General features: G+C 68.0%; 16 protein-coding genes. 9 read left to right on the top strand and 7 right to left on the bottom strand.

From position 1 onward, the window contains the following. The first annotated feature begins 2 nt into the window (after positions 1 to 2). The 3 genes from ACNJ7K_RS16500 to dnaE all read left to right on the top strand — a co-directional run bounded on the left by ACNJ7K_RS16500 (position 3) and on the right by dnaE (position 5,289). Positions 3 to 650 carry a hypothetical protein gene (locus ACNJ7K_RS16500; protein ID WP_120283210.1) on the top strand — a complete coding sequence of 216 codons (648 nt, stop codon included), beginning with the start codon at positions 3 to 5 and terminating at the stop codon, positions 648 to 650. Between the two features lie 122 nt (positions 651 to 772). After that, positions 773 to 1,714, top strand: coding sequence for an EamA family transporter RarD (rarD, locus tag ACNJ7K_RS16495; RefSeq protein ID WP_372473809.1), 942 nt, complete (start codon positions 773 to 775; stop codon positions 1,712 to 1,714). A 38-nt stretch (positions 1,715 to 1,752) separates the two neighbouring features. After that, complete coding sequence (gene dnaE, locus ACNJ7K_RS16490; RefSeq protein WP_120283208.1) at positions 1,753 to 5,289, top strand: DNA polymerase III subunit alpha; 3,537 nt, start codon at positions 1,753 to 1,755, stop codon at positions 5,287 to 5,289. Between the two features lie 65 nt (positions 5,290 to 5,354). On the opposite strand, the gene ACNJ7K_RS16485 is transcribed toward dnaE, so the two are convergent. Beyond that, positions 5,355 to 5,582, bottom strand: coding sequence for a hypothetical protein (locus ACNJ7K_RS16485; RefSeq protein WP_159418059.1), 228 nt, complete (start codon positions 5,580 to 5,582; stop codon positions 5,355 to 5,357). A 138-nt stretch (positions 5,583 to 5,720) separates the two neighbouring features. Here ACNJ7K_RS16485 and ACNJ7K_RS16480 point away from each other — a divergent pair, with 138 nt between their 5' ends. Together ACNJ7K_RS16480 and ilvA are read left to right on the top strand one after the other, a co-directional pair. Next, complete coding sequence (locus tag ACNJ7K_RS16480; protein WP_487041946.1) at positions 5,721 to 6,164, top strand: nitroreductase family deazaflavin-dependent oxidoreductase; 444 nt, start codon at positions 5,721 to 5,723, stop codon at positions 6,162 to 6,164. Between the two features lie 119 nt (positions 6,165 to 6,283). Next, positions 6,284 to 7,609: a threonine ammonia-lyase IlvA gene (ilvA, locus tag ACNJ7K_RS16475; protein WP_174247024.1), complete on the top strand. Its 1,326-nt coding sequence runs from the start codon at positions 6,284 to 6,286 to the stop codon at positions 7,607 to 7,609. A gap of 9 nt (positions 7,610 to 7,618) precedes the next feature. On the opposite strand, the gene ACNJ7K_RS16470 is transcribed toward ilvA, so the two are convergent. After that, positions 7,619 to 7,897, bottom strand: coding sequence for a hypothetical protein (locus ACNJ7K_RS16470; RefSeq protein ID WP_120283202.1), 279 nt, complete (start codon positions 7,895 to 7,897; stop codon positions 7,619 to 7,621). Positions 7,898 to 7,984: 87 nt separating this feature from the next. Next, on the bottom strand, positions 7,985 to 9,730 hold the full coding sequence (treZ, locus tag ACNJ7K_RS16465) for a malto-oligosyltrehalose trehalohydrolase (protein WP_487041945.1): 1,746 nt from the start codon (positions 9,728 to 9,730) through the stop codon (positions 7,985 to 7,987). A 111-nt stretch (positions 9,731 to 9,841) separates the two neighbouring features. Here treZ and ACNJ7K_RS16460 point away from each other — a divergent pair, with 111 nt between their 5' ends. After that, the gene (locus tag ACNJ7K_RS16460) at positions 9,842 to 10,513 is read left to right on the top strand and encodes a TetR/AcrR family transcriptional regulator (protein ID WP_016695722.1); all 672 of its coding nucleotides are present in this window, start codon (positions 9,842 to 9,844) and stop codon (positions 10,511 to 10,513) included. A gap of 10 nt (positions 10,514 to 10,523) precedes the next feature. Here the strand turns inward: ACNJ7K_RS16460 and ACNJ7K_RS16455 are convergent, their stop codons facing one another. Next, positions 10,524 to 10,937, bottom strand: coding sequence for a YchJ family protein (locus tag ACNJ7K_RS16455; protein ID WP_159418061.1), 414 nt, complete (start codon positions 10,935 to 10,937; stop codon positions 10,524 to 10,526). A 123-nt stretch (positions 10,938 to 11,060) separates the two neighbouring features. Between ACNJ7K_RS16455 and ACNJ7K_RS16450 the strand changes: the two genes are divergently transcribed. Beyond that, on the top strand, positions 11,061 to 11,546 hold the full coding sequence (locus ACNJ7K_RS16450) for a TIGR00725 family protein (RefSeq protein WP_060652834.1): 486 nt from the start codon (positions 11,061 to 11,063) through the stop codon (positions 11,544 to 11,546). A 102-nt stretch (positions 11,547 to 11,648) separates the two neighbouring features. Here ACNJ7K_RS16450 and ACNJ7K_RS16445 read toward each other — a convergent pair whose 3' ends face one another. Next, entirely contained in the window at positions 11,649 to 12,926 is a 1,278-nt protein-coding gene (locus tag ACNJ7K_RS16445) for an amidohydrolase family protein (protein WP_230791315.1), read from the bottom strand. A 366-nt stretch (positions 12,927 to 13,292) separates the two neighbouring features. On the opposite strand from ACNJ7K_RS16445, the gene ACNJ7K_RS16440 reads away from it, so the two are divergent. Both ACNJ7K_RS16440 and ACNJ7K_RS16435 read left to right on the top strand, forming a co-directional pair. Next, positions 13,293 to 13,514 carry a helix-turn-helix transcriptional regulator gene (locus ACNJ7K_RS16440; RefSeq protein WP_120283190.1) on the top strand — a complete coding sequence of 74 codons (222 nt, stop codon included), beginning with the start codon at positions 13,293 to 13,295 and terminating at the stop codon, positions 13,512 to 13,514. Further along, complete coding sequence (locus ACNJ7K_RS16435; RefSeq protein WP_120283188.1) at positions 13,511 to 14,023, top strand: DUF2029 domain-containing protein; 513 nt, start codon at positions 13,511 to 13,513, stop codon at positions 14,021 to 14,023. The genes ACNJ7K_RS16440 and ACNJ7K_RS16435 overlap by 4 nt, the downstream gene beginning before the upstream one ends. Here ACNJ7K_RS16435 and treY read toward each other — a convergent pair. Together treY and glgX are read right to left on the bottom strand one after the other, a co-directional pair. After that, positions 14,020 to 16,383: a malto-oligosyltrehalose synthase gene (gene treY / locus ACNJ7K_RS16430; RefSeq protein ID WP_487041967.1), complete on the bottom strand. Its 2,364-nt coding sequence runs from the start codon at positions 16,381 to 16,383 to the stop codon at positions 14,020 to 14,022. The genes ACNJ7K_RS16435 and treY overlap by 4 nt on opposite strands. A gap of 26 nt (positions 16,384 to 16,409) precedes the next feature. Then, positions 16,410 to 18,701: a glycogen debranching protein GlgX gene (gene glgX, locus ACNJ7K_RS16425; protein WP_487041944.1), complete on the bottom strand. Its 2,292-nt coding sequence runs from the start codon at positions 18,699 to 18,701 to the stop codon at positions 16,410 to 16,412. Positions 18,702 to 18,748 lie beyond the last annotated feature (47 nt).

Here is an 18,748-nt window from a genome sequence, read left to right as displayed (position 1 = left end):
CGATGGGACGTGTCCTGCCCTGGGCGGCGGTCGTCGTTCTCGTCGTCGCCGTGCTCGTCGCCGGGTGGACCTCACCGCCGCGGACGGCCCCCGTGGGGAGCGACACCCTCGGCCCCGACAACGGGGAAGTGGTCGCCGACTATCTGGCACGGGCCGCGGACAGCCTGACCGAGGCCGAAGCGGACGGAGACCTCGAGCACTGGGGACTGGTGTCGTTCACCGACGCCGTCGGCATCGACCGGGTCGTCGAACTCACCGACGAGGTGCGCGTGGCGCAGGTGCTCCTCCGTGTGCCGATCGACCGCGTCCAGACACCACTGGTGCCGGTCGCGGTGCCGGAGAACCCGGAGGCGGTGCGTCGTGCCCCTTCGGTCGCCGCGGGCCGGCTGAGCCTGGTGGAGTTCGGGACCGAACGCGCCGCGCGGGTCGGGGCGGTCTCCGCGCAGCGGCTCGCCGACGGCTGCGACTGCGTCGTCGCGGCGGTGCTCCGGGGTACTCCCGCACAGTTCCGGGCCGTCGCCGATGCCCCGGACGTGCGGGCCGTGGAGGTCCTGCCCGCCGACGCGATCGCGGGACGCTTCGCGGTGACCCCGCTGCTGCCCACCCACGTCGAGACGGTCGTGCCCGGCCCGGACGACGGGGAGGTGTGACGGTGCGGGGGATCCCGTCTCGAAACGACAGTGTTCGGAACGACAGTGTCTCGGAACGACAGTGTCCAGGAACGACAGTGTCCAGGAACGACAGCGCACCGGCGGCGTCGTAGGGTGATCCGGTGAGCGACTCGGGGGATCGGAACGACTCGGGGCAGCGGAACATCGTGCGCACCGGGGTGCTGTGCGGTCTGGGCGCCTACGGATTGTGGGGACTGTTCCCCGCCTACTTCGGCCTGCTCGAACCCGCCGGCGCCGTCGAGATCCTCGCGCACCGCGTGCTGTGGACCCTCGTGCTCATGCTGATCGTGCTGGGCGTCATGGGACGCCTCGGCACCCTGCGCGGCCTGTCGGCCCGCACCTGGGGCCTGGTCGCCGCGGCGTCCACCGCGATCGCGGTCAACTGGGGCGTCTACATCTACGGCGTCGTGTCGGGCCGGGTCGTGGAGACCGCACTCGGCTACTTCATCAACCCGCTCGTCAGCGTGGTGTTCGGTGTCCTGTTCTTCCGGGAACGACTGCGGCCGGCGCAGATCGCGGCGCTGGTGCTCGCGGTGTGCGCGGTGGTGGTCATCACCGTCGACTACGGCAGACCGCCGATCATCGCCCTGACCCTGGCGTTGTCCTTCGCGTCCTACGGGGTGATCAAGAAGGTCGTGCCGCTCGATCCGCGCACGTCCCTGACAGGTGAGGGGATCGTCGCGGCCCCGTTCGCGCTCGGGTACGTGATCTTCCTCGCGGTGACCGGCACCGGCACCTTCCTCGGGCACGGCATCGATCACACCGCCCTGCTCGTGTCGGCGGGGCTGGTGACCGCCGTACCGCTGCTGCTCTTCGGCGCGGCCGCGCAGCGGGTCCCGCTCGCGACACTCGGCATGCTGCAGTACCTCACGCCGAGCCTGCAGATGACGTGGGGTGTGGTCGTGCTCGGGGAGGACATGCCCGCCTCGCGGTGGATCGGTTTCGTCCTGATCTGGATCGCACTGGCGGTGTACAGCACGGACGCCCTCGTGCGGGCCCGTCGTCAGCGTGCCGTGGTCACCGCGGAGCCTCGCGCGGCTTAGACTCGTCTCTGCCCACAGACATCCCGGGAGAGGCACGCGTGGCTGACTCGTTCGTTCATCTGCACACCCACACCGAGTACTCGATGCTCGACGGCGCCGCGAAGGTCGGACCGTTGTTCAAGGAGGCCGAACGGCTGGGGATGCCGGCCGTGGGCATGACCGACCACGGAAACATGTACGGCGCCAGCGAGTTCTACAACGTCGCCAAGAAGTTCGGCATCAAGCCGATCATCGGCATCGAGGCGTACGTCGCGCCGGAGTCGCGCTTCTCCACCAAGCGTGTGCAGTGGGGCGATCCCGGCCAGAAGTCCGACGACGTCTCCGGCTCGGGTGCCTACACCCACATGACGATGGTCGCCGAGAACTCCACGGGCCTGCGGAACCTGTTCAAGCTGTCCTCCCTCGCATCGATCGAGGGCCAGCTCGGCAAGTGGGCTCGTATGGACGAAGAGCTCATCGCCCACCATCACGAGGGCATCATCGCCACGACCGGCTGCCCGTCGGGTGAGATCCAGACGCGCCTGCGCCTCGGCCACGAGCGTGAAGCCCTCGAGGCGGCCGCGAAGTGGCAGGAGATCTGGGGTAAGGACAACTTCTTCCTCGAGCTGATGGACCACGGCCTGTCCATCGAGCGCCGGGTGCGCGAGGGCCTGATCGAGATCGGCCGCAAGCTCGACATCCCGCCGCTCGTGACCAACGACTGCCACTACGTCACCAAGGATGCGGCCGCGAACCACGAGGCGCTGCTGTGCATCCAGACCGGTAAGACCCTCTCCGATCCCACCCGGTTCAAGTTCGACGGCGACGGCTACTACCTCAAGTCGGCGCAGGAGATGCGCGAGCAGTGGGACCGCGAGGTGCCGGGCGCGTGCGACAACACGCTGCTCATCGCCGAGCGGGTGCAGTCCTACGAGGACGTGTGGACCCACCGCGACCGGATGCCGATCTTCCCGGTGCCGGAAGGGGAGACGCAGGCGAGCTGGTTGCACAAGGAGGTCATGCGCGGTCTCGACCGTCGCTTCCCCGCCGGCCCGCCCCGCGAGTACGTCGAGCGCGCCGAGTACGAGATCAGCGTCATCAACCAGATGGGCTTCCCTGCTTACTTCCTCGTCGTCGGCGACCTCATCAACCACGCCCGCGAGGTCGGCATCCGCGTCGGCCCCGGCCGTGGTTCGGCCGCCGGTTCGCTCGTCGCCTACGCGATGGGCATCACCAACATCGACCCGATCCCGCACGGTCTGCTGTTCGAGCGGTTCCTCAACCCCGAGCGCGTGTCGATGCCCGATATCGATATCGACTTCGACGATCGCCGCCGCGGTGAGATGGTGCGCTACGCCACCGAGCGGTGGGGCAACGACAAGGTCGCCCAGGTCATCACGTTCGGCACCATCAAGACGAAGGCCGCGATCAAGGACTCCGCGCGAGTGCAGTTCGGCCAGCCCGGATTCGCGATCGCCGACCAGATCACCAAGGCCCTGCCTCCGCCGATCATGGCGAAGGACATCCCGGTCTCGGGTATCACCGACCCGAGCCACGAGCGGTACAAGGAAGCCGCCGAGGTCCGCCAGCTGATCGAGTCCAACCCGGACATCAAGAAGATCTACGACACCGCGCTCGGTCTCGAGGGCCTGATCCGCAACGCCGGCGTCCACGCCTGCGCGGTGATCATGTCGTCCGAGCCGCTCATGGACGCGATCCCGCTGTGGAAGCGCGCGCAGGACGGCGCGATCATCACCGGCTGGGACTATCCGTCCTGCGAGGCCATCGGCCTGCTGAAGATGGACTTCCTCGGTCTGCGCAACCTCACCGTCATCGGCGACGCGATCGAGAACATCAAGGTCAACCGCGGGATCGATCTCGACCTCGACACCCTCCCGCTGGAGGATCCGGCGACCTACGAACTGCTCGCGCGCGGCGACACGCTCGGCGTGTTCCAGCTCGACGGCAGCGCCATGCGCGACCTGCTGCGCCGCATGCAGCCCACCGGCTTCGAGGACATCGTCGCCGTGCTCGCGCTGTACCGCCCCGGCCCGATGGGCATGAACGCGCACAACGACTACGCCGACCGCAAGAACGGGCGGCAAGAGGTCAAGCCGATCCATCCCGAGCTCGAGGAACCGCTGAAGGAGATCCTCGCCGACACCTACGGCCTGATCGTCTACCAGGAGCAGATCATGCAGATCGCTCAGAAGGTGGCCGGTTACTCGCTCGGACAGGCAGACCTGCTGCGTCGCGCGATGGGTAAGAAGAAGAAGGAGATCCTCGACGAGGCCTACGACGGCTTCGCGCAGGGCATGAAGGACAACGGCTTCTCGCAGGCGGCGATCACCGCGCTGTGGGACACCGTTCTGCCCTTCGCCGGCTACGCGTTCAACAAGTCGCACGCCGCCGGTTACGGTCTCGTCTCGTTCTGGACCGCCTATCTCAAGGCGAACTACCCGGCCGAGTACATGGCCGGTCTGCTCACCTCCGTGGGTGACGACAAGGACAAGGCCGCGGTCTACCTGTCCGACTGCCGCAAGATGGGCATCACCGTGCTGCCGCCGGACGTCAACGAGTCGCACACCAACTTCATGTCGGTGGGCGAGGACATCCGGTTCGGCCTCGGCGCCGTCCGCAACGTCGGCACGAACGTCGTCGCCTCGATCATCAAGGGGCGGGAGGAGAAGGGCCGCTACACCGACTTCTCCGACTATCTCAACAAGATCGACACCGTCGCGTGTTCGAAGAAGGTCACCGAATCCCTCATCAAGGCAGGCGCATTCGACTCGCTCGGACACCCGCGCAAGGGATTGATGCTCGTCCACGCCGACGCGATCGACGCGGTGATGAGCACGAAGAAGGCCGAGGCGATCGGCCAGTTCGACCTGTTCGGCGGCGACGACGCCGACGAGTCCGTCGCCGCGGTGTTCAACGTCCGCATCCCCGAGGAGGAATGGGACACCAAGCACCGCCTCGCCCTCGAACGGGAGATGCTCGGCCTCTACGTCTCCGGGCACCCGCTCAACGGCGTCGAGCACGTCCTCGCGTCGCAGGCCGACACCCAGATCCCCGCGATCCTCGAAGGCGCGCTCAAGGACGGCAGCCAGGTCACCGTCGGTGGCATCCTCGCCTCGGTGAACCGGCGCATCAACAAGAACGGTCTCGCGTGGGCGTCCGCGCAGCTCGAGGACCTCACCGGTGGCATCGAGGTGTTGTTCTTCCCGCAGTCCTACGCCGTCTACGGCATGGACGTCGTGGAGGACTCGGTGGTGCTGGTCAAGGCCCGGGTGTCGATCCGCGACGACCGGATCTCCCTGATCGCCAACGATCTCGTCGTCCCCGACCTCTCGCAGATCGGGGTCGCGAAGCCGGTGTCGGTGTCGATGCCCACCCGGTTGTGCACCCCCGACAAGGTCGGTGCCCTCAAGAACGTGCTCACGCGCCATCCCGGCTCGTCCGACGTGCACGTGCGGCTCATCACCGGCAGCAAGGTCACCGTCCTCAAGCTCGACGACAGCCTGCGGGTCGAACCGTCGTCGGCGCTGATGGGCGACCTCAAGGCCCTGCTCGGACCGGGCTGCCTGGCCACCTAGCGGTCCGCCGCGCGGCGCGAGCCCTTCGGTGAGCGCCGCGCGGGAAGCCGGGTTGGCCGGTGCGGCTAGGAACGGAGTGCGTGTTGCTGGATCCTGCGGACCCACCACACGACGACGGTGACCGCAGCGGCACCGAGCACGGCGCTCTGGGCGCTGGTGGTGACGACGAGGACCACGAGCAGGGTGAGAAGCCCCGAAGCGAGTGCTTCGAGCTTGTACAGGGGCCAGATCGTGCCGGCGATGTCCACACCGTCGGTGCGCTCACGTCGTATCCGGGTATCGAGCACGGACATCGCGGTGCACCTCCTGTAGGCAGAGCGGCTGTAGGCCGGGCGGAATCCTTTCTTCAGGATAGGCGCAGGGAAGAGTTCGGGCCACCGAACTCCACGATCGGGCGACGACTGTCACAACGATTGTGTTGACTGGTCGGTATGCCACTGCACGGAGAATACGAACCGAGTCCCGTCGAATGGAGCGCCAAGCAGGTCGAGGAGTACGAGTCGTCGGGCGGAACCCGCGGCACCACCCTCCAGGGTCGGCCGGTCATCATCCTGACCACGGTCGGCGCCAAGTCCGGCAAGCTCCGCAAGATCCCTCTCATGCGAGTCGAGCACGAGGGCAGGTATGCCGCCGTCGCCTCGCTCGGCGGTGCACCGAAGCATCCCGTCTGGTACCACAACATCGTCGCGAATCCGCACGTCGAGGTGAGGGACCGCACCGAGGTGTGGGACATGACCGCCCGCGAGGTCCACGGTGAGGAGAAGGCGCAGTGGTGGGAACGTGCCGTCGAGGCGTTCCCGCCCTACGCGGAGTACCAGGAGAAGACCGATCGCGAGATTCCCGTCTTCGTTCTCGAGCCGGTCGAGCGCTCGTAGATCGAGCACGCTCGGACGGACTGTGCTGCCACCCCCTCGATGCGGGTCCCGCCGTGGTGGGCGAATCGGGGGAGTGGCAGCATTGACGGGTGACCTCCACTTCGCGAACAGCAGAACCGATGACTGTGACCGCCGTGCCCTGCGCGGCCGACATCGATGCGGCTGCCGAGCGAATTTCGGAGGCGGTCGCCCCGACGCCGCTCGAGCACAGCCCCCGGCTCTCGGCCCTCGTGGGAGCCAATGTCTACCTCAAGCGTGAGGACCTCACCCGTGTGCGGTCCTTCAAGCTCCGCGGGGCGTACAACGCCATGGCGCAGCTCGACGCGGCCGAGCGCGCCGCGGGCGTCGTCACGGCCAGCGCCGGCAACCACGCGCAGGGCGTCGCCTACGCGTGCCGGGTGATGGGAATCCAGGGCCGCATCTACGTGCCCACCCGCACTCCCAAGCAGAAGCGCGACCGGATCCGTGTTCACGGCGGCGACAGCGTCGAACTCATCGGTGTCGGCGACACCTTCGACGCCGCGGCCGCGGCCGCCGCCGACGATGCGATCCGCACCGGGGCGACGATGATCCCGCCCTTCGACGACGCCCGCACCGCTGCCGGGCAGGGCACCATCGCGCGCGAGATCCTCGAGCAGCTCGACGGCGATCTCGACGTGGTGCTCGTCCCCGTGGGCGGGGGCGGCCTCATCGCCGGTGTCGCCGCCTATCTGCGCGAGCGGTCCCCACGCACGTCGATCGTCGGTGTCGAACCGGCCGGCGCAGCATCGATGACCGCCGCGCTGGTCGCGGGCGGTCCCGTCACGCTGCCGGAGGTCGAGCCGTTCGTCGACGGCGCTGCGGTCAAGCGGACCGGCGACGTCCCCTACGCCGTCGTGTCCGAACTCGGTGCCGAGGTCGTGTCCCATTCGAGCCTGCCGCTCGTGGCCACGCTGCGCCGGGAGGGGCTCGGTCGGGCCCCGTTCGGGATGACCCAGATCGACGAGGGTGCGCTGTGCACCACGATGCTCGATCTGTACCAGAACGAGGGCATCATCGCCGAGCCCGCCGGCGCCCTGTCCGTCGCTGCCCTCGAGTCGATCTCGGTGCAGCCCGGAGCGAACGTGGTGTGCCTGGTGTCGGGCGGCAACAACGACGTCTCGCGCTACGGCGAGATCATCGAGCGGTCGCTCGTCCACCGCGGGCTCAAACACTATTTCCTCGTGGACTTCCCCCAGGAACCCGGCGCGCTGCGCCGGTTCCTGGACGAAGTCCTCGGACCGGACGACGACATCACCTTGTTCGAGTACGTCAAGCGCAACAACCGGGAGACCGGTGCTGCCCTCGTCGGTATCGAACTGGGTGCTGCAGAAGACCTTTCGGCCCTGCTCAATCGCATGGATGCGTCGCCGATCGACGCGCAGCGACTCGAGCCGGGGTCGCCGGCCTACCGTTACCTCACCTAGTCGGAGCCGCTACCAGGGCGAGCACACCAGCCAGGGGCCGAACCAGAAGCAGTCGGGACGCCAATGATTGTCCCAACGGCGATCCCAGTCCTTGTTGTGGTGCTTGCCGTGGTCGCGATCCCTCTTGTGATCGTTCTTGTGGTGCTTGTCGTAGTCTCGGTGGTCGTGGTTGACGGCGACGACGCCAGGGGAGGTGTCGACCACCGGTGACGCCGAGGCGACCCCCGCAGGGGCGAGGACGAGTGCGGTGCTGAGGAATACGCTCGCCAGAATCTTCTTGGGTTGCATGGTGATTCACCTCGAGAATTCGACGGTACTTGAGACGGTACTCGCCCACTCGTGGCATAATCAACGACTTTTTCGCCTGACGAACGTTTATCGGCGGGGCGTCTCGGGAGCCTCCAGGACCGCGAACGACCAGCCCGGGATCAGTACTGCGGACTCGGTGCGGTTGACCACCGGTTCGTCCCACCAGAGCAGCGGTTTCCCGCCGACCGGCACGGTGACGGGATCGGGTCCGAGATTGCACGCCACCCGCAGCGCACCGCGGTGTACGACGAGCCATTTCTCGTCCTCGTCGTACGTCACGTGCACGTGCTCGAGCCAGGGATCGGTGAGCTCGGCGCGGTCCCGCCGCAGCGCGATGAGCGCGCGGTAGCACTCCAGCAGCCGGGCGTGCCCGTTCTCGTCGCGTTCGTCCCAGCGCAGCTTCGAGCCGGTGAAGGTCTCCGGAGCCTGCGGGTCGGGTACGTCGGCGGCGTCCCAGCCGTGTTCGGCGAACTCGCGCCGGCGACCCTCGACCACGGCCGCGGCGAGTTCCGGTTCGGGATGCGACGTGAAGTACCGGAAGGGCGTGCTCGCACCCCACTCCTCGCCCATGAACAACATCGGCGTGAACGGGGATGTGAGCACGAGCGCAGCCTTGAGGGCGAGCTGACCGGCTTCGAGATAGGCACCCGGCCGGTCGCCGAGCGCCCGGTTGCCGACCTGATCGTGCGTGCAGGTGTAGGCGACCAGACCGCTCGCCGGCGTGCGCCGGGTGTCGAGCGGGCGCCCGTGGACCCGGCCGCGGAAGCTCGAATACGTCCCGGCGTGGAAGAAGCCGTGCCCGAGCGTGTACGCGAGGCAGTCCAGGGAACCGAAGTCGCCGTAGTAACCCTGCCGTTCACCGGACACCGCCGCGTGGATCGCGTGGTGGACGTCGTCGGCCCACTGCGCGTGCAGTCCGTATCCACCGCCGGGACGGGGAGTGATCAGCTTCGGATCGTTGAGGTCCGATTCGGCGATCAACGACAGGGGACGACCGAGATGGGCGGACAGGCGGAACGTCTCGACCGACAGTTCCTCGAGGAGGTGTGTGGCGGTGTGGTCGATCAGCGCGTGCACGGCGTCGAGCCGGAGCGCGTCGATGTGGAACTCGCGGAACCAGCGCAGCGCATTGTCGAGGATGTACCTGCGCACCTCCCCGGATCCGGGACCGTCGAGGTTGATGTTGTCGCCCCAGATTCCCGGCGCCGCGGAGAGATAGGGGCCGAAGCGCCCCAGATAGTTCCCCGACGGACCGAGATGGTTGTAGACGACGTCGAGTGCCACTGCCAGTCCGCGCGCGTGGGCGGCGTCGACGAAACGCTGCAGGGCGTCGGGGCCGCCGTAGGGTTCGTGCACCGCGTACCAGAGCACGCCGTCGTAGCCCCATCCGTGGGTGCCGTTGAACGCGTTGAGCGGCATGAGTTCGACGAACTCGACACCGAGATCCACGAGTTCGTCGAGACGGTCGATCGCCGAGTCGAGCGTGCCCTCGGGGGTGAAGGTCCCGACGTGCATCTCGTAGACGATGCTTCCCGTCAGTTGTCGGCCGGTCCAGCCGCGGTCGGTCCACTTCGTCTCGTCGAGCGCGTGAAGCTGCGACGGCTCGTGCACGCCCTCCGGCTGACGCGGAGATCGCGGGTCGGGAAGGACCGTCCCGGTGTCGTCGTCGAGCACGAAGCCGTATCGGGTGTCGGGAGCGACGTCGACGGTGGTGCGCCACCAGCCGTCGTCGCGTTGCATGTCGTGGAGCCGTCCGTCGGCGAACAGCCGGACGGACGACGGGACCGGAGCCCAGACCTCGAAGGTGTGCACTCGACCAGCATGCCGTGTCGACGGCGTCGGTGCAGGGGATGGCGCCGACCGGCGTCCCACCCTGCCGCGCGTCAATTTTGTTGCAGCTGCAATGCACTCGATACTGGGGGAGTGAACCCGAATCCCGAGCGAGCCCGCCGACGGTACACCTCACCGTTGCGGGAGGAAGCGGCCCGCCGAACCCGCGAGACGATCCGCGACGCCGCAGCGCGGCTGTTCGTTCGCGACGGCTACGTCAGCACCACCGTCAAGAACATCGCGGACGAAGCGGGTGTGGCGGTGCGGACGGTGTTCACCGCCTTCCCCGGCGGCAAGGCGGAGATCTTCCGCGAGGCGCTCGATCACGCGGTGACCGGCGACGGCGATCCGCGCGCGGTCGCGGCGGCGGATCCGGAACCGTCCCACGTCAGCGGCGCGGTCTCGCATGTCGACCTCGTGGTCGAGCAGGTGGTCCGCTACGGCACCGCGATGCTCGAACGCGCGGGCGGGCTGCTCATGACCTCCGTGGAATCATCGGGGGCGGACCCCGACATGCGTCGTTTCGCCGCGGACGACGCGAAGGCGACGGCCGAGAACGCCCGCACCCTCGCGGAAGGACTCGAACACGCCGGCTGGCTGCGCGAGGACGTCACCGTCGAGCACGCGGCCGATGTCCTGTTCACCCTGAGTTCCCCGCAGGTGCACGCGTTGCTGAGACGGGATCGCGGATGGGACGTCGACCAATACCGTCAGTGGCTCTCGGGGACGCTGCGCGCGACGCTGTTGCGGCGAACGGCGCCGTGACGGAGTCGGTTCAGTCGTCACCGCGGTCGTCGAGGTAGAGCCACTCGCCGTCCTCCCGCACGAACCGGCTGTGCTCGCGCATCGAATCGGGCACCCCGTCCGCCGTCCAGTGCGCGCGGAAGTCCACCGTGCCGGTGGTGTGCAGGAATCCGCCTCCGGTGGTGTGCAACACCTCGAGACCGGTCCAGCGCTGACCGGGGTCGAACTCGATCGAGCGCGGACGCGTGGACGGGTGCCAGGTACGCAGCAGGTGCGCCGCATCGCGCGTCGCGAATGCCGTGTACCGCGAACGCATCAGCCGTTCGGCGGTGGGCGCGCTCGCACCGGCCAGCAGCGGCCCGCAGCATTCGGACAGGGGAACGCCGCGACCGCACGGGCACGGGGAGTCCGGGCGGGTGTCGGTGCTGCGGTCGGCTCTGCTCATGGCCACAGTGTCCCCCGAGGGGCTCGGTCGGCCGACCGCGGGGCGGTGGCTGTGGGAGCGGACGATCACCGAGTGCGAATGATGTTCTCGGACCGCGCGCTCCGGAGCGCTCCATGATGCAGAATGCCGAACATGAATGCGCAGCGCTATGTCGGGGTCGTGGGGCCGGGTGAAGCCACGCCCGAACAGCGACGCCTCGCCCGCCAGGTCGGGGGACTCCTCGCCGGACGCCGGGCCGTCGTGGTCACCGGCGGTCTTGGTGGGGTGATGGCGGCAGCCTGCCGTGGCGCTGTGGAAGCCGGTGGGACGACCCTCGGCCTGCTTCCCGGAGACGACCGTGCCGAGGGCAATCCCTATCTGACGGTGGCCGTTCCCACGGGCCTCGGAGAGATGCGCAACGCGTTGCTCGTGCGCAGCAGCGACGCGTTGATCGCGGTGGGTGGAAGCTGGGGCACCATGAGCGAGATCGCGCTCGCCGTCCGCATCGGTGTGCCGGTCATCGCGATCGGAGGCTGGCGGATGCCCGCCGCGGGAGTGCTCGACGTCGAATCGCCCGCCGAGGCCGTCGAGTGCCTGCACGCACTGCTGTGGCGCAAGGACCCGGTATGAGCCGACCGTGACACGACAGTAGGCAGGACCCAGCAGACACGACGATGCCCGCCGATCCGGATCGGCGGGCATCGTCTGTTGTGGGCTTTTGTGGAGCAGGCCCTACGAGCCGGAGTTGGCGAGCTCGTAACGGCGGCGGTACTCCTCCTTGGATGTCTCGCTGATGTCGACGTCGGTGGCGCGGGCGCGAAGGGCGCCGACGGTGGCCTCCTCGCGCGGGATGTGCTTGAACGGATCCCAGCCGAAGAACTTCGCGGCGTTCGCGAAGGTGATCTTGTCGATCTCCTCGTCGGTGCACTCGCACGCGTCGAGTTCCTCTTTGAGCATCTCGGGGGAGTTCGGCCACGTCGAGTCGGAGTGCGGGTAGTCGCATTCCCACGCGATGGTGTCGACGCCGAGCCTGTGACGGTTGTTGAGCCCGCTCGGCTCGGTGATGTAGCAGGCGAGGAAGTTCTTGCGCCACACGTCCGTCGGGCTCATCCCGGCCGGCAGGAAGCTGGTGCCGGTCCAGGACTGGTTGACGATGTGCCGGTCGAGACGGTCGAGCCACGGGGCGACCCATCCGACCCCGCCCTCGCTCATCGCGACCTTCAGATCGGGGAACTTCTGGAAGGCGCCGCTGAGCATGATGTCGGTCGCCGCAATGGTGGAGATGAGCGGCGTGAGGATCATCATGTCGTCGATGTTGAAACCGGCCGGGCGCTTGACCAGGTTGATGCCGCCGCCGATGTGCAGGGACAGCACGATGTCGTGCTCGACGCACGCCTTGAAGATCGGGTCCCAGTGCCCGGACTTGAAATCGGGATAACCCTCACCGACGCCGTACGGCGTCTCCGGGATGCTGATCGACCGGCATCCCATGGCGGCGATGCGCTCGATCTCCTTCACCGATTCATCGGCATCGTAGAACGGGACGATGCCGATGGGGATGAACCGCCCCGGGTGGGCGTCCGGGACCTCGCCGACGACCCAGTCGTTGAACGCTTTCAGGGCGGCGAGGGAGAGTTTCTTGTCGGGCAGGCTCGCCAGGTGGGTGCCGGCGAAGCCGGGGAAGGTGGCGAACAGGGTCGCGGCGAGGGTGCCGTTGGCGTCCATGTCGCGCACCCGCAGGTCCATGTCGTAGACGCCCGGCCGCATCTCGGCGTAGCCGGTGGGGTCCATGCCCCATTCGTGCTTGGGCCACGAGACGACCGCGTTGAGGCCGGAACTGCCGACAACGGTGCCCTGGAACTGCCAGGCCTGCACAGTGGGGTTGCGGGGATGGGCGGTGAGTTTGGGAGCCTGGTCCATCAGGCTCTTGGGGAAGTGCTTCTCGAAGATGTCCGCGGGTTCGACGACGTGGTCGTCGATGCTGATCATCACCATGTCTTCGGTTTTCATCGAATCCTCTCCCTGGGCTGCGCAAAGGTCCTGCCGGCGTCGGCGCTCGCGATGAGAACTACATTTCCGTATTCGAGAACATAAATCAAGGATCGCTGCGTATCGGATGGATTCCGTAGGTGACGATCCCGAATCCACCCCTCGTCGGGATCGGATCCCGCTCGGAAATCGCGGCATTGTTGCATGATTCGCCGAAGACCGGAGCGGTGTCGGAACCTTCGATGGAGAGAATGTAATTCTCCATTTCGTGATCGACTGCGCCGAGGGGTGACGCATGTCCAGTTCGACGGGTGTGCCGGGGTGGTTCGACGATCGAAAATGACAAGAATGCTTGACATAAAATGACAAGCAGAGTTTACTTCTGATGTGACCGACACACCGAGGAGCAACCGGGTCCGCGAATTCCGCAAGAAAGCGGGACTCACCCAAGCCGCGCTCGGCGACGCGGTCGGCGTCAGCAGACAGAGCATCGTCTCGACGGAGAAGGGGGACTACGCGCCCAGCGTGTACCTCGCTCTGCGTCTCGCCCTCAGACTCGACAGCACGGTCGAGGAACTGTTCCCGCTCACCACCAAGGAGCCCTCATGACGGTCTTCGTGAAAACCGCGCGCTTCATCGGCGATCTGGACGACGAGTTCTACCGCGACGAACGTCAGCGAGACGTCTGGAACGAAGCATCGGCGGTGGGATTCCAGTTGTCCCTGTGGATCGCGCTGGTGGCGGCGGCGCTGCTCCCGTGGCTCGCCGGCCGCCCCGGGGCGTGGACGGCACTGGGCATCCTCGTGGCCTGGTTCGTCGTGTCGATCGTGACCCAGTTGTACGCGCGGCAACGCGACGTCGACCTGTACGCCACCGCGAAACTGTGGCGACCCCGCAGTGCCGCCGCCGCCGCGCTCTATCTCGTCGGCGTCGCCGGCATCTTCCTCCGCCTGCGTTACGAAAGCCATCCTTTCGAGAACGACGCCGCGACCTGGGCGGGGCGCGTCGTCGGCGCGGCGGTCGCCATCGTCCTCGCAGGACTGGTTCTCGCCTGGAGCCGGCGACGCACCCAGCGGCGACTCGACGCGGAAGAAGCGCTCGACGCGCTCGAGGACTAACGCGCGCGGACCAGCGCCGCGACCGGCAGGGAGTCGAGCAGATCGGCGACCCGCACCCGACCGGTGAAGGAGCGTCCGGTCAGGGCATCCGACCAGTCGCCGTCCGGCAGGTCGACGGTGGTGTCCTTCCACCCCGAGTGCGACAGCGCCACGGTGCGGCGGGAGGCCACTGCGAGTACGTCGAGGTCGTCCGGCGCCGGACCGCGGCCGAATGCGAGCAGGTGCTCGGCGGCCGGTCCGGTGGCGAGGACCGGAACGTACGCCCCGCCGACGAAGCTCGCCGGTCGTTCGCGGCGCAACCGGAGCGCGGTGCGCACGATCGTGAACTTCGCCGGCGCCGAATCGAGGTCGTCGAGCAGCCGCCGTCGGGCGTCGAAATCCACCGGTCGCCGGTTGTCCGGGTCGACGAGCGAGTCGTCCCACAGTTCGGTGCCCTGATAGACGTCGGGGACGCCGGGGCCGAGCAGTTGCAACAGTTTCTGGCCGCACGAGACGGCAGCGACGTGCGGTTCGACCTCGGTGACGAATCCGGTGAGCTCACCCGCGACCAGCCCGTCGAAGACCGCGTCCAGCCACCGGTCCACCGCGGTCTCGAATTCCTCGTCGACCTCGGTCCACGTGGTTCGGGTTCCGTTCTCCCGCAGCGCCTTCTGCGCGTAGGCATGTACCCGTTCGCGCAGCCCCTCGGTCACCACTCCGTCGAGCGGCCAGACTCCGAACAGGGTCTGCCACAGGAACAATCCGATCGCCGGATCCGGTGCGGGCGCCGACTCGTTCCACGACCCGAGCCGACGGGACCACTCGTCGGCCACCTGCGAGAGCACGCCGATCCGCGCCCGGACGTCCTCGCTGCGTTTGGTGTCGTGGGTCGACAGGGTGGTCATCGCCCGCGGCCAGTGCCGTGCCCGCTGGGTCCACGCGAGGTGGAACTCGGCCGGGGTGGCCGAGAAACGGCCGGGTTGCCCGCCCACCTCCTGCAGCGAGATCAGCCGCGCCGCCCGATAGAACAGGCAGTCCTCGACCGCCTTGGCCGTCGCGGCACCGCACACCTGGCCGAAGCGGGCCGCGGCCTCACCACCGAGGGCCATCGCCCGGGCGAACACCGCGAGCGCGGGATCGAGCGCGGGCTGCGCCCGCGCGAGGTCGCCGACGATGCGCGGCACCAGGGTCGCGAGGGGCGCGTAGTCGGCGCGGTAGACGGGAAGCTGTGCGGCGACGGCGATCACGGCCTCGCGCAGCGCCGCGTCGTCGCACCCGGTGTCGCCGGTCTCGCGTCGAATCGCCCGCACGAGGCGGCGCACCTCGGGTGCGAGCCCGCTGCCGAGCACCGATCGTTTGAGGTCGTGTTCGCGGGCGTGCAGCCACGGCGCGTCGCCTTCGGCGCCGGTGAACCTGCGCGACAGGGCGTTCAGCTCCGTCTCGCCGGCCGGATCGACGAACACCGTCGACAGTTCGCCGAGTGCGTCGTATCCGGTGGTGCCGTCCACCGGCAGCGTCGCATCCAGCGGTTCGGCGTCGCCGAGGATCTTCTCGATCACGAGCCACCGATCGGGGCCGATCACCTCGCGCAGGCGCGCGAGATAGCCGGCCGGATCGGCGAGACCGTCCGGATGGTCGACGCGGATCCCGTCGACCAGATCGTCGGCGATCCACGACGCGACCTGCTCGTGCGTCGCGTCGAACACCGCGGGATCCTCCACCCGCACCGCGGCGAGATCGTCGACGGTGAAGAAGCGGCGGTATCCGATCAACCCCGAGTTCCACGCCACGAGCCGGTAGGCCTGCCGCGCGTGGACCTCCTCACCGGTGCCCTCGTCGGTCCCGGGAGCGATCGGGAATCGCTTGTCGTAGTAGGCGAGCATCGGCTCGTCGCCGGAGCGGTCGACGGTCAGTTCCTGCACGGCGTCGTCCGATCCGAGCACCGGCAGAGCGATCCGGCCGTCCACACCGTTGTCATCGGCGAGGTCGAGATCGAAGAACGACGCGTAGCGGGATCCGGAGCCGTGCTTCAGGACGTCCCACCACCACGCGTTCTGGCGTGGGTCGGCCACCCCGACATGGTTGGGGACGATATCGACGACCAGCCCCATGCCCCGTGCGCGTGCCTCCCGCGACAGCCGTTCCAGGCCCTCGCGTCCCCCGAGCGACTCGGAGACCGTACCGGGGTCGACCACGTCGTATCCGTGGGTGGAGCCGATCGTCGCGCTGAGGACGGGGGAGAGGTAGACGTGCGAGACACCCAGGGCGTCGAGATAGTCGAGCAGGGCGACGGCGTCGGCGAAGGTGCACTCGTCGCCGCGCATCTGGAGTCGGTAGGTGGACAACACCGGCGCAGTATTCCCCGCGCCGGTGCCGCTCACACCTGCCGACTCCGCACCTCCGGTGGTCACCGGGTCTTCCGGAGCACCAGCACCGAGCGGGCCTGCACCCGGACCGGCTTACCGGCGACGACGATCTCCTCGCGCAGACCGTCGGGAACGTCGGTGTCGAGCGCGACCGTCCACTCCTCGGCGTGCGGGCCGTCGGGGGTGACGAACTCGATCGGTTCGTGATGGGCGTTGAAGCACATCAGGAACGAGTCGTCGACGACGCGCTGTCCCCGCTGATCGGGTTCGGGGATGCCCTCGCCGTTGAGGAAGACCGCGAGCGATTTGCCGAAACCGCTGTCCCAGTCCTCGGGCATCATCTCGTCGCCGGCCGGTGTGCGCCACGCGATGTCGCGGGACTGATCGCCGCTGCGGATCGGCCGGCCCTCGAAGAACCTGCGACGCCGAAAGACCGGATGGTCGGTGCGCAGCGCGATCACGTTGCGGGTGAACGCGACCAGGTCGGCGTTGGACTCGGCGAGCGACCAGTCCACCCACGACAGTTCGTTGTCCTGGCAGTACACGTTGTTGTTGCCCTGCTGGGTGCGACCGAACTCGTCGCCGTGGGCGAGCATCGGAGTGCCCTGCGACAGGATCAGCGTCGCGAGCATGTTGCGCTGCTGGCGCCCGCGCAGCGCGAGGACCTCGGGATCGTCCGTGGGACCTTCCACCCCACAGTTCCACGACCGGTTGTGCGACTCGCCGTCGCGATTGTCCTCGCCGTTGGCCTCGTTGTGCTTCTCGTTGTACGACACCAGATCCGCGAGGGTGAACCCGTCGTGGGCGGTGACGAAGTTGACCGACGCGCCGGGACGGCGGCCGGTGTCCTCGTACAGATCCGACGAGCCGGTCAGGCGCGACGCGAACTCGCCGAGGGTGGCCGGTTCGCCGCGCCAGTAGTCGCGGACCGTGTCGCGGTACTTGCCGTTCCACTCCGTCCACTGACCGGGGAAGTTGCCCACCTGGTAGCCGCCCTCACCGACGTCCCACGGCTCGGCGATGAGCTTGACCTGCGAGACCACCGGATCCTGCTGGACGAGATCGAAGAAGGCCGACAGCCGGTCGACGTCGTGCAGCTCGCGCGCCAGGGTCGACGCGAGATCGAACCGGAAGCCGTCGACGTGCATCTCGGTCACCCAGTAGCGCAGCGAGTCCATGATCAGCTGCAGGGTGTGCGGGTGACGGGCATTGAGGCTGTTGCCCGTTCCCGTGTAGTCCATGTAGTAGGCCTTGTCGTCGTCGACGAGGCGGTAGTAGGCGGCGTTGTCGATGCCGCGGAAGCAGATGGTGGGACCGAGATGGTTCCCCTCGGCGGTGTGGTTGTAGACCACGTCGAGGATCACCTCGATGCCCGCCTCGTGGAAGGCCCGCACCATCGCCTTGAACTCGGCGACCACTGCGCTCGGCTTGGTCGACGACGAGTACTCGGCGTGCGGCGCGAAGAACCCGAAGGTGTTGTACCCCCAGTAGTTCCGCAGTCCCTGGTCGATCAGCACCTGGTCGTGCATGAACTGGTGCACGGGCATCAGTTCGATCGCGGTGACGCCGAGATCGAGGAGATGGTCGATGATCGCCGGGTGCGCGAGACCGGCGTAGGTGCCCCGCATGTGTTCGGGGACGTCCGGATGCGTCGCCGTCATGCCCTTGACGTGGGCCTCGTAGATGACCGTCTCGTTGTAGGGGCGACGGGGATGGCGATCCGCCGCCCAGTCGAAGAACGGGTTGATCACCACGGTCGTCATGGTGTGCCCCAGCGAATCCAGGCCGGGCAGCTCCGCGGCGGCGTCGGAGGTCTGCCCCGTCGCGATCGCCTCGGGCTCGGCATCGTCGGTGGACGCGGCGTCGCCGGTGTCGGTGTCCTCGGTGCCGGCGGTGTCGTCCGTGTTCTCGTCCGCGGCGCTGTCGGCCTCGGGCTCGGCGCCGGGCAGCGGGTACGAGAACAGCGACGGGTCGCCGTCGAACGACCCGTCGAACGCCTTCCCGTACGGGTCGAGGAGCAGCTTGCTCGGATCGCACCGGTGACCGTTCTCCGGATCGAACGGACCGTGCACGCGGTAACCGTAACGCTGACCGGGGGAGACCGTCGGAAGGTAGGCGTGCCAGACGTAACCGTCCACCTCCTCGAGCGGGATGCGGGTCTCGCTCCCGTCGCGGGAGATGAGGCACAGCTCGACCTTCTCGGCGATCTCGGAGAACAGTGCGAAATTCGTGCCCGCCCCGTCGTAGGTCGCGCCGAGGGGATACGGGGATCCCGGCCATACTTCCAGGGTCTCGGGCATCTCGTCGCCAGCGCTCGCTTCGATGGGCTCCATGCACGCCAACAGTAGTCTTCCGGCGCTCGCGGCACCGGATGAGCGCG

Source organism: Rhodococcus shunpengi (assembly GCF_048381395.1).
In the GTDB taxonomy this organism is placed as follows: Bacteria; Actinomycetota; Actinomycetes; order Mycobacteriales; family Mycobacteriaceae; genus Rhodococcus.
Note: the sequence above shows the minus strand (reverse complement) of the source record. Positions and strands in the feature narration are given on the sequence as shown.

What these genes read in the sequence shown, in the direction of transcription:
- ACNJ7K_RS16500 (WP_120283210.1), top strand. Translation starts at nt 3, where the DNA reads ATGGGACGTGTCCTGCCCTGGGCGGCGGTCGTCGTTCTCGTCGTCGCC.
- ACNJ7K_RS16485 (WP_159418059.1), bottom strand. Translation starts at nt 5,582, where the DNA reads ATGTCCGTGCTCGATACCCGGATACGACGTGAGCGCACCGACGGTGTG.
- ACNJ7K_RS16480 (WP_487041946.1), top strand. Translation starts at nt 5,721, where the DNA reads ATGCCACTGCACGGAGAATACGAACCGAGTCCCGTCGAATGGAGCGCC.
- ilvA (WP_174247024.1), top strand. Translation starts at nt 6,284, where the DNA reads ATGACTGTGACCGCCGTGCCCTGCGCGGCCGACATCGATGCGGCTGCC.
- ACNJ7K_RS16470 (WP_120283202.1), bottom strand. Translation starts at nt 7,897, where the DNA reads ATGCAACCCAAGAAGATTCTGGCGAGCGTATTCCTCAGCACCGCACTC.
- ACNJ7K_RS16455 (WP_159418061.1), bottom strand. Translation starts at nt 10,937, where the DNA reads ATGAGCAGAGCCGACCGCAGCACCGACACCCGCCCGGACTCCCCGTGC.
- ACNJ7K_RS16450 (WP_060652834.1), top strand. Translation starts at nt 11,061, where the DNA reads ATGCCGAACATGAATGCGCAGCGCTATGTCGGGGTCGTGGGGCCGGGT.
- ACNJ7K_RS16445 (WP_230791315.1), bottom strand. Translation starts at nt 12,926, where the DNA reads ATGAAAACCGAAGACATGGTGATGATCAGCATCGACGACCACGTCGTC.
- ACNJ7K_RS16435 (WP_120283188.1), top strand. Translation starts at nt 13,511, where the DNA reads ATGACGGTCTTCGTGAAAACCGCGCGCTTCATCGGCGATCTGGACGAC.
- glgX (WP_487041944.1), bottom strand. Translation starts at nt 18,701, where the DNA reads ATGGAGCCCATCGAAGCGAGCGCTGGCGACGAGATGCCCGAGACCCTG.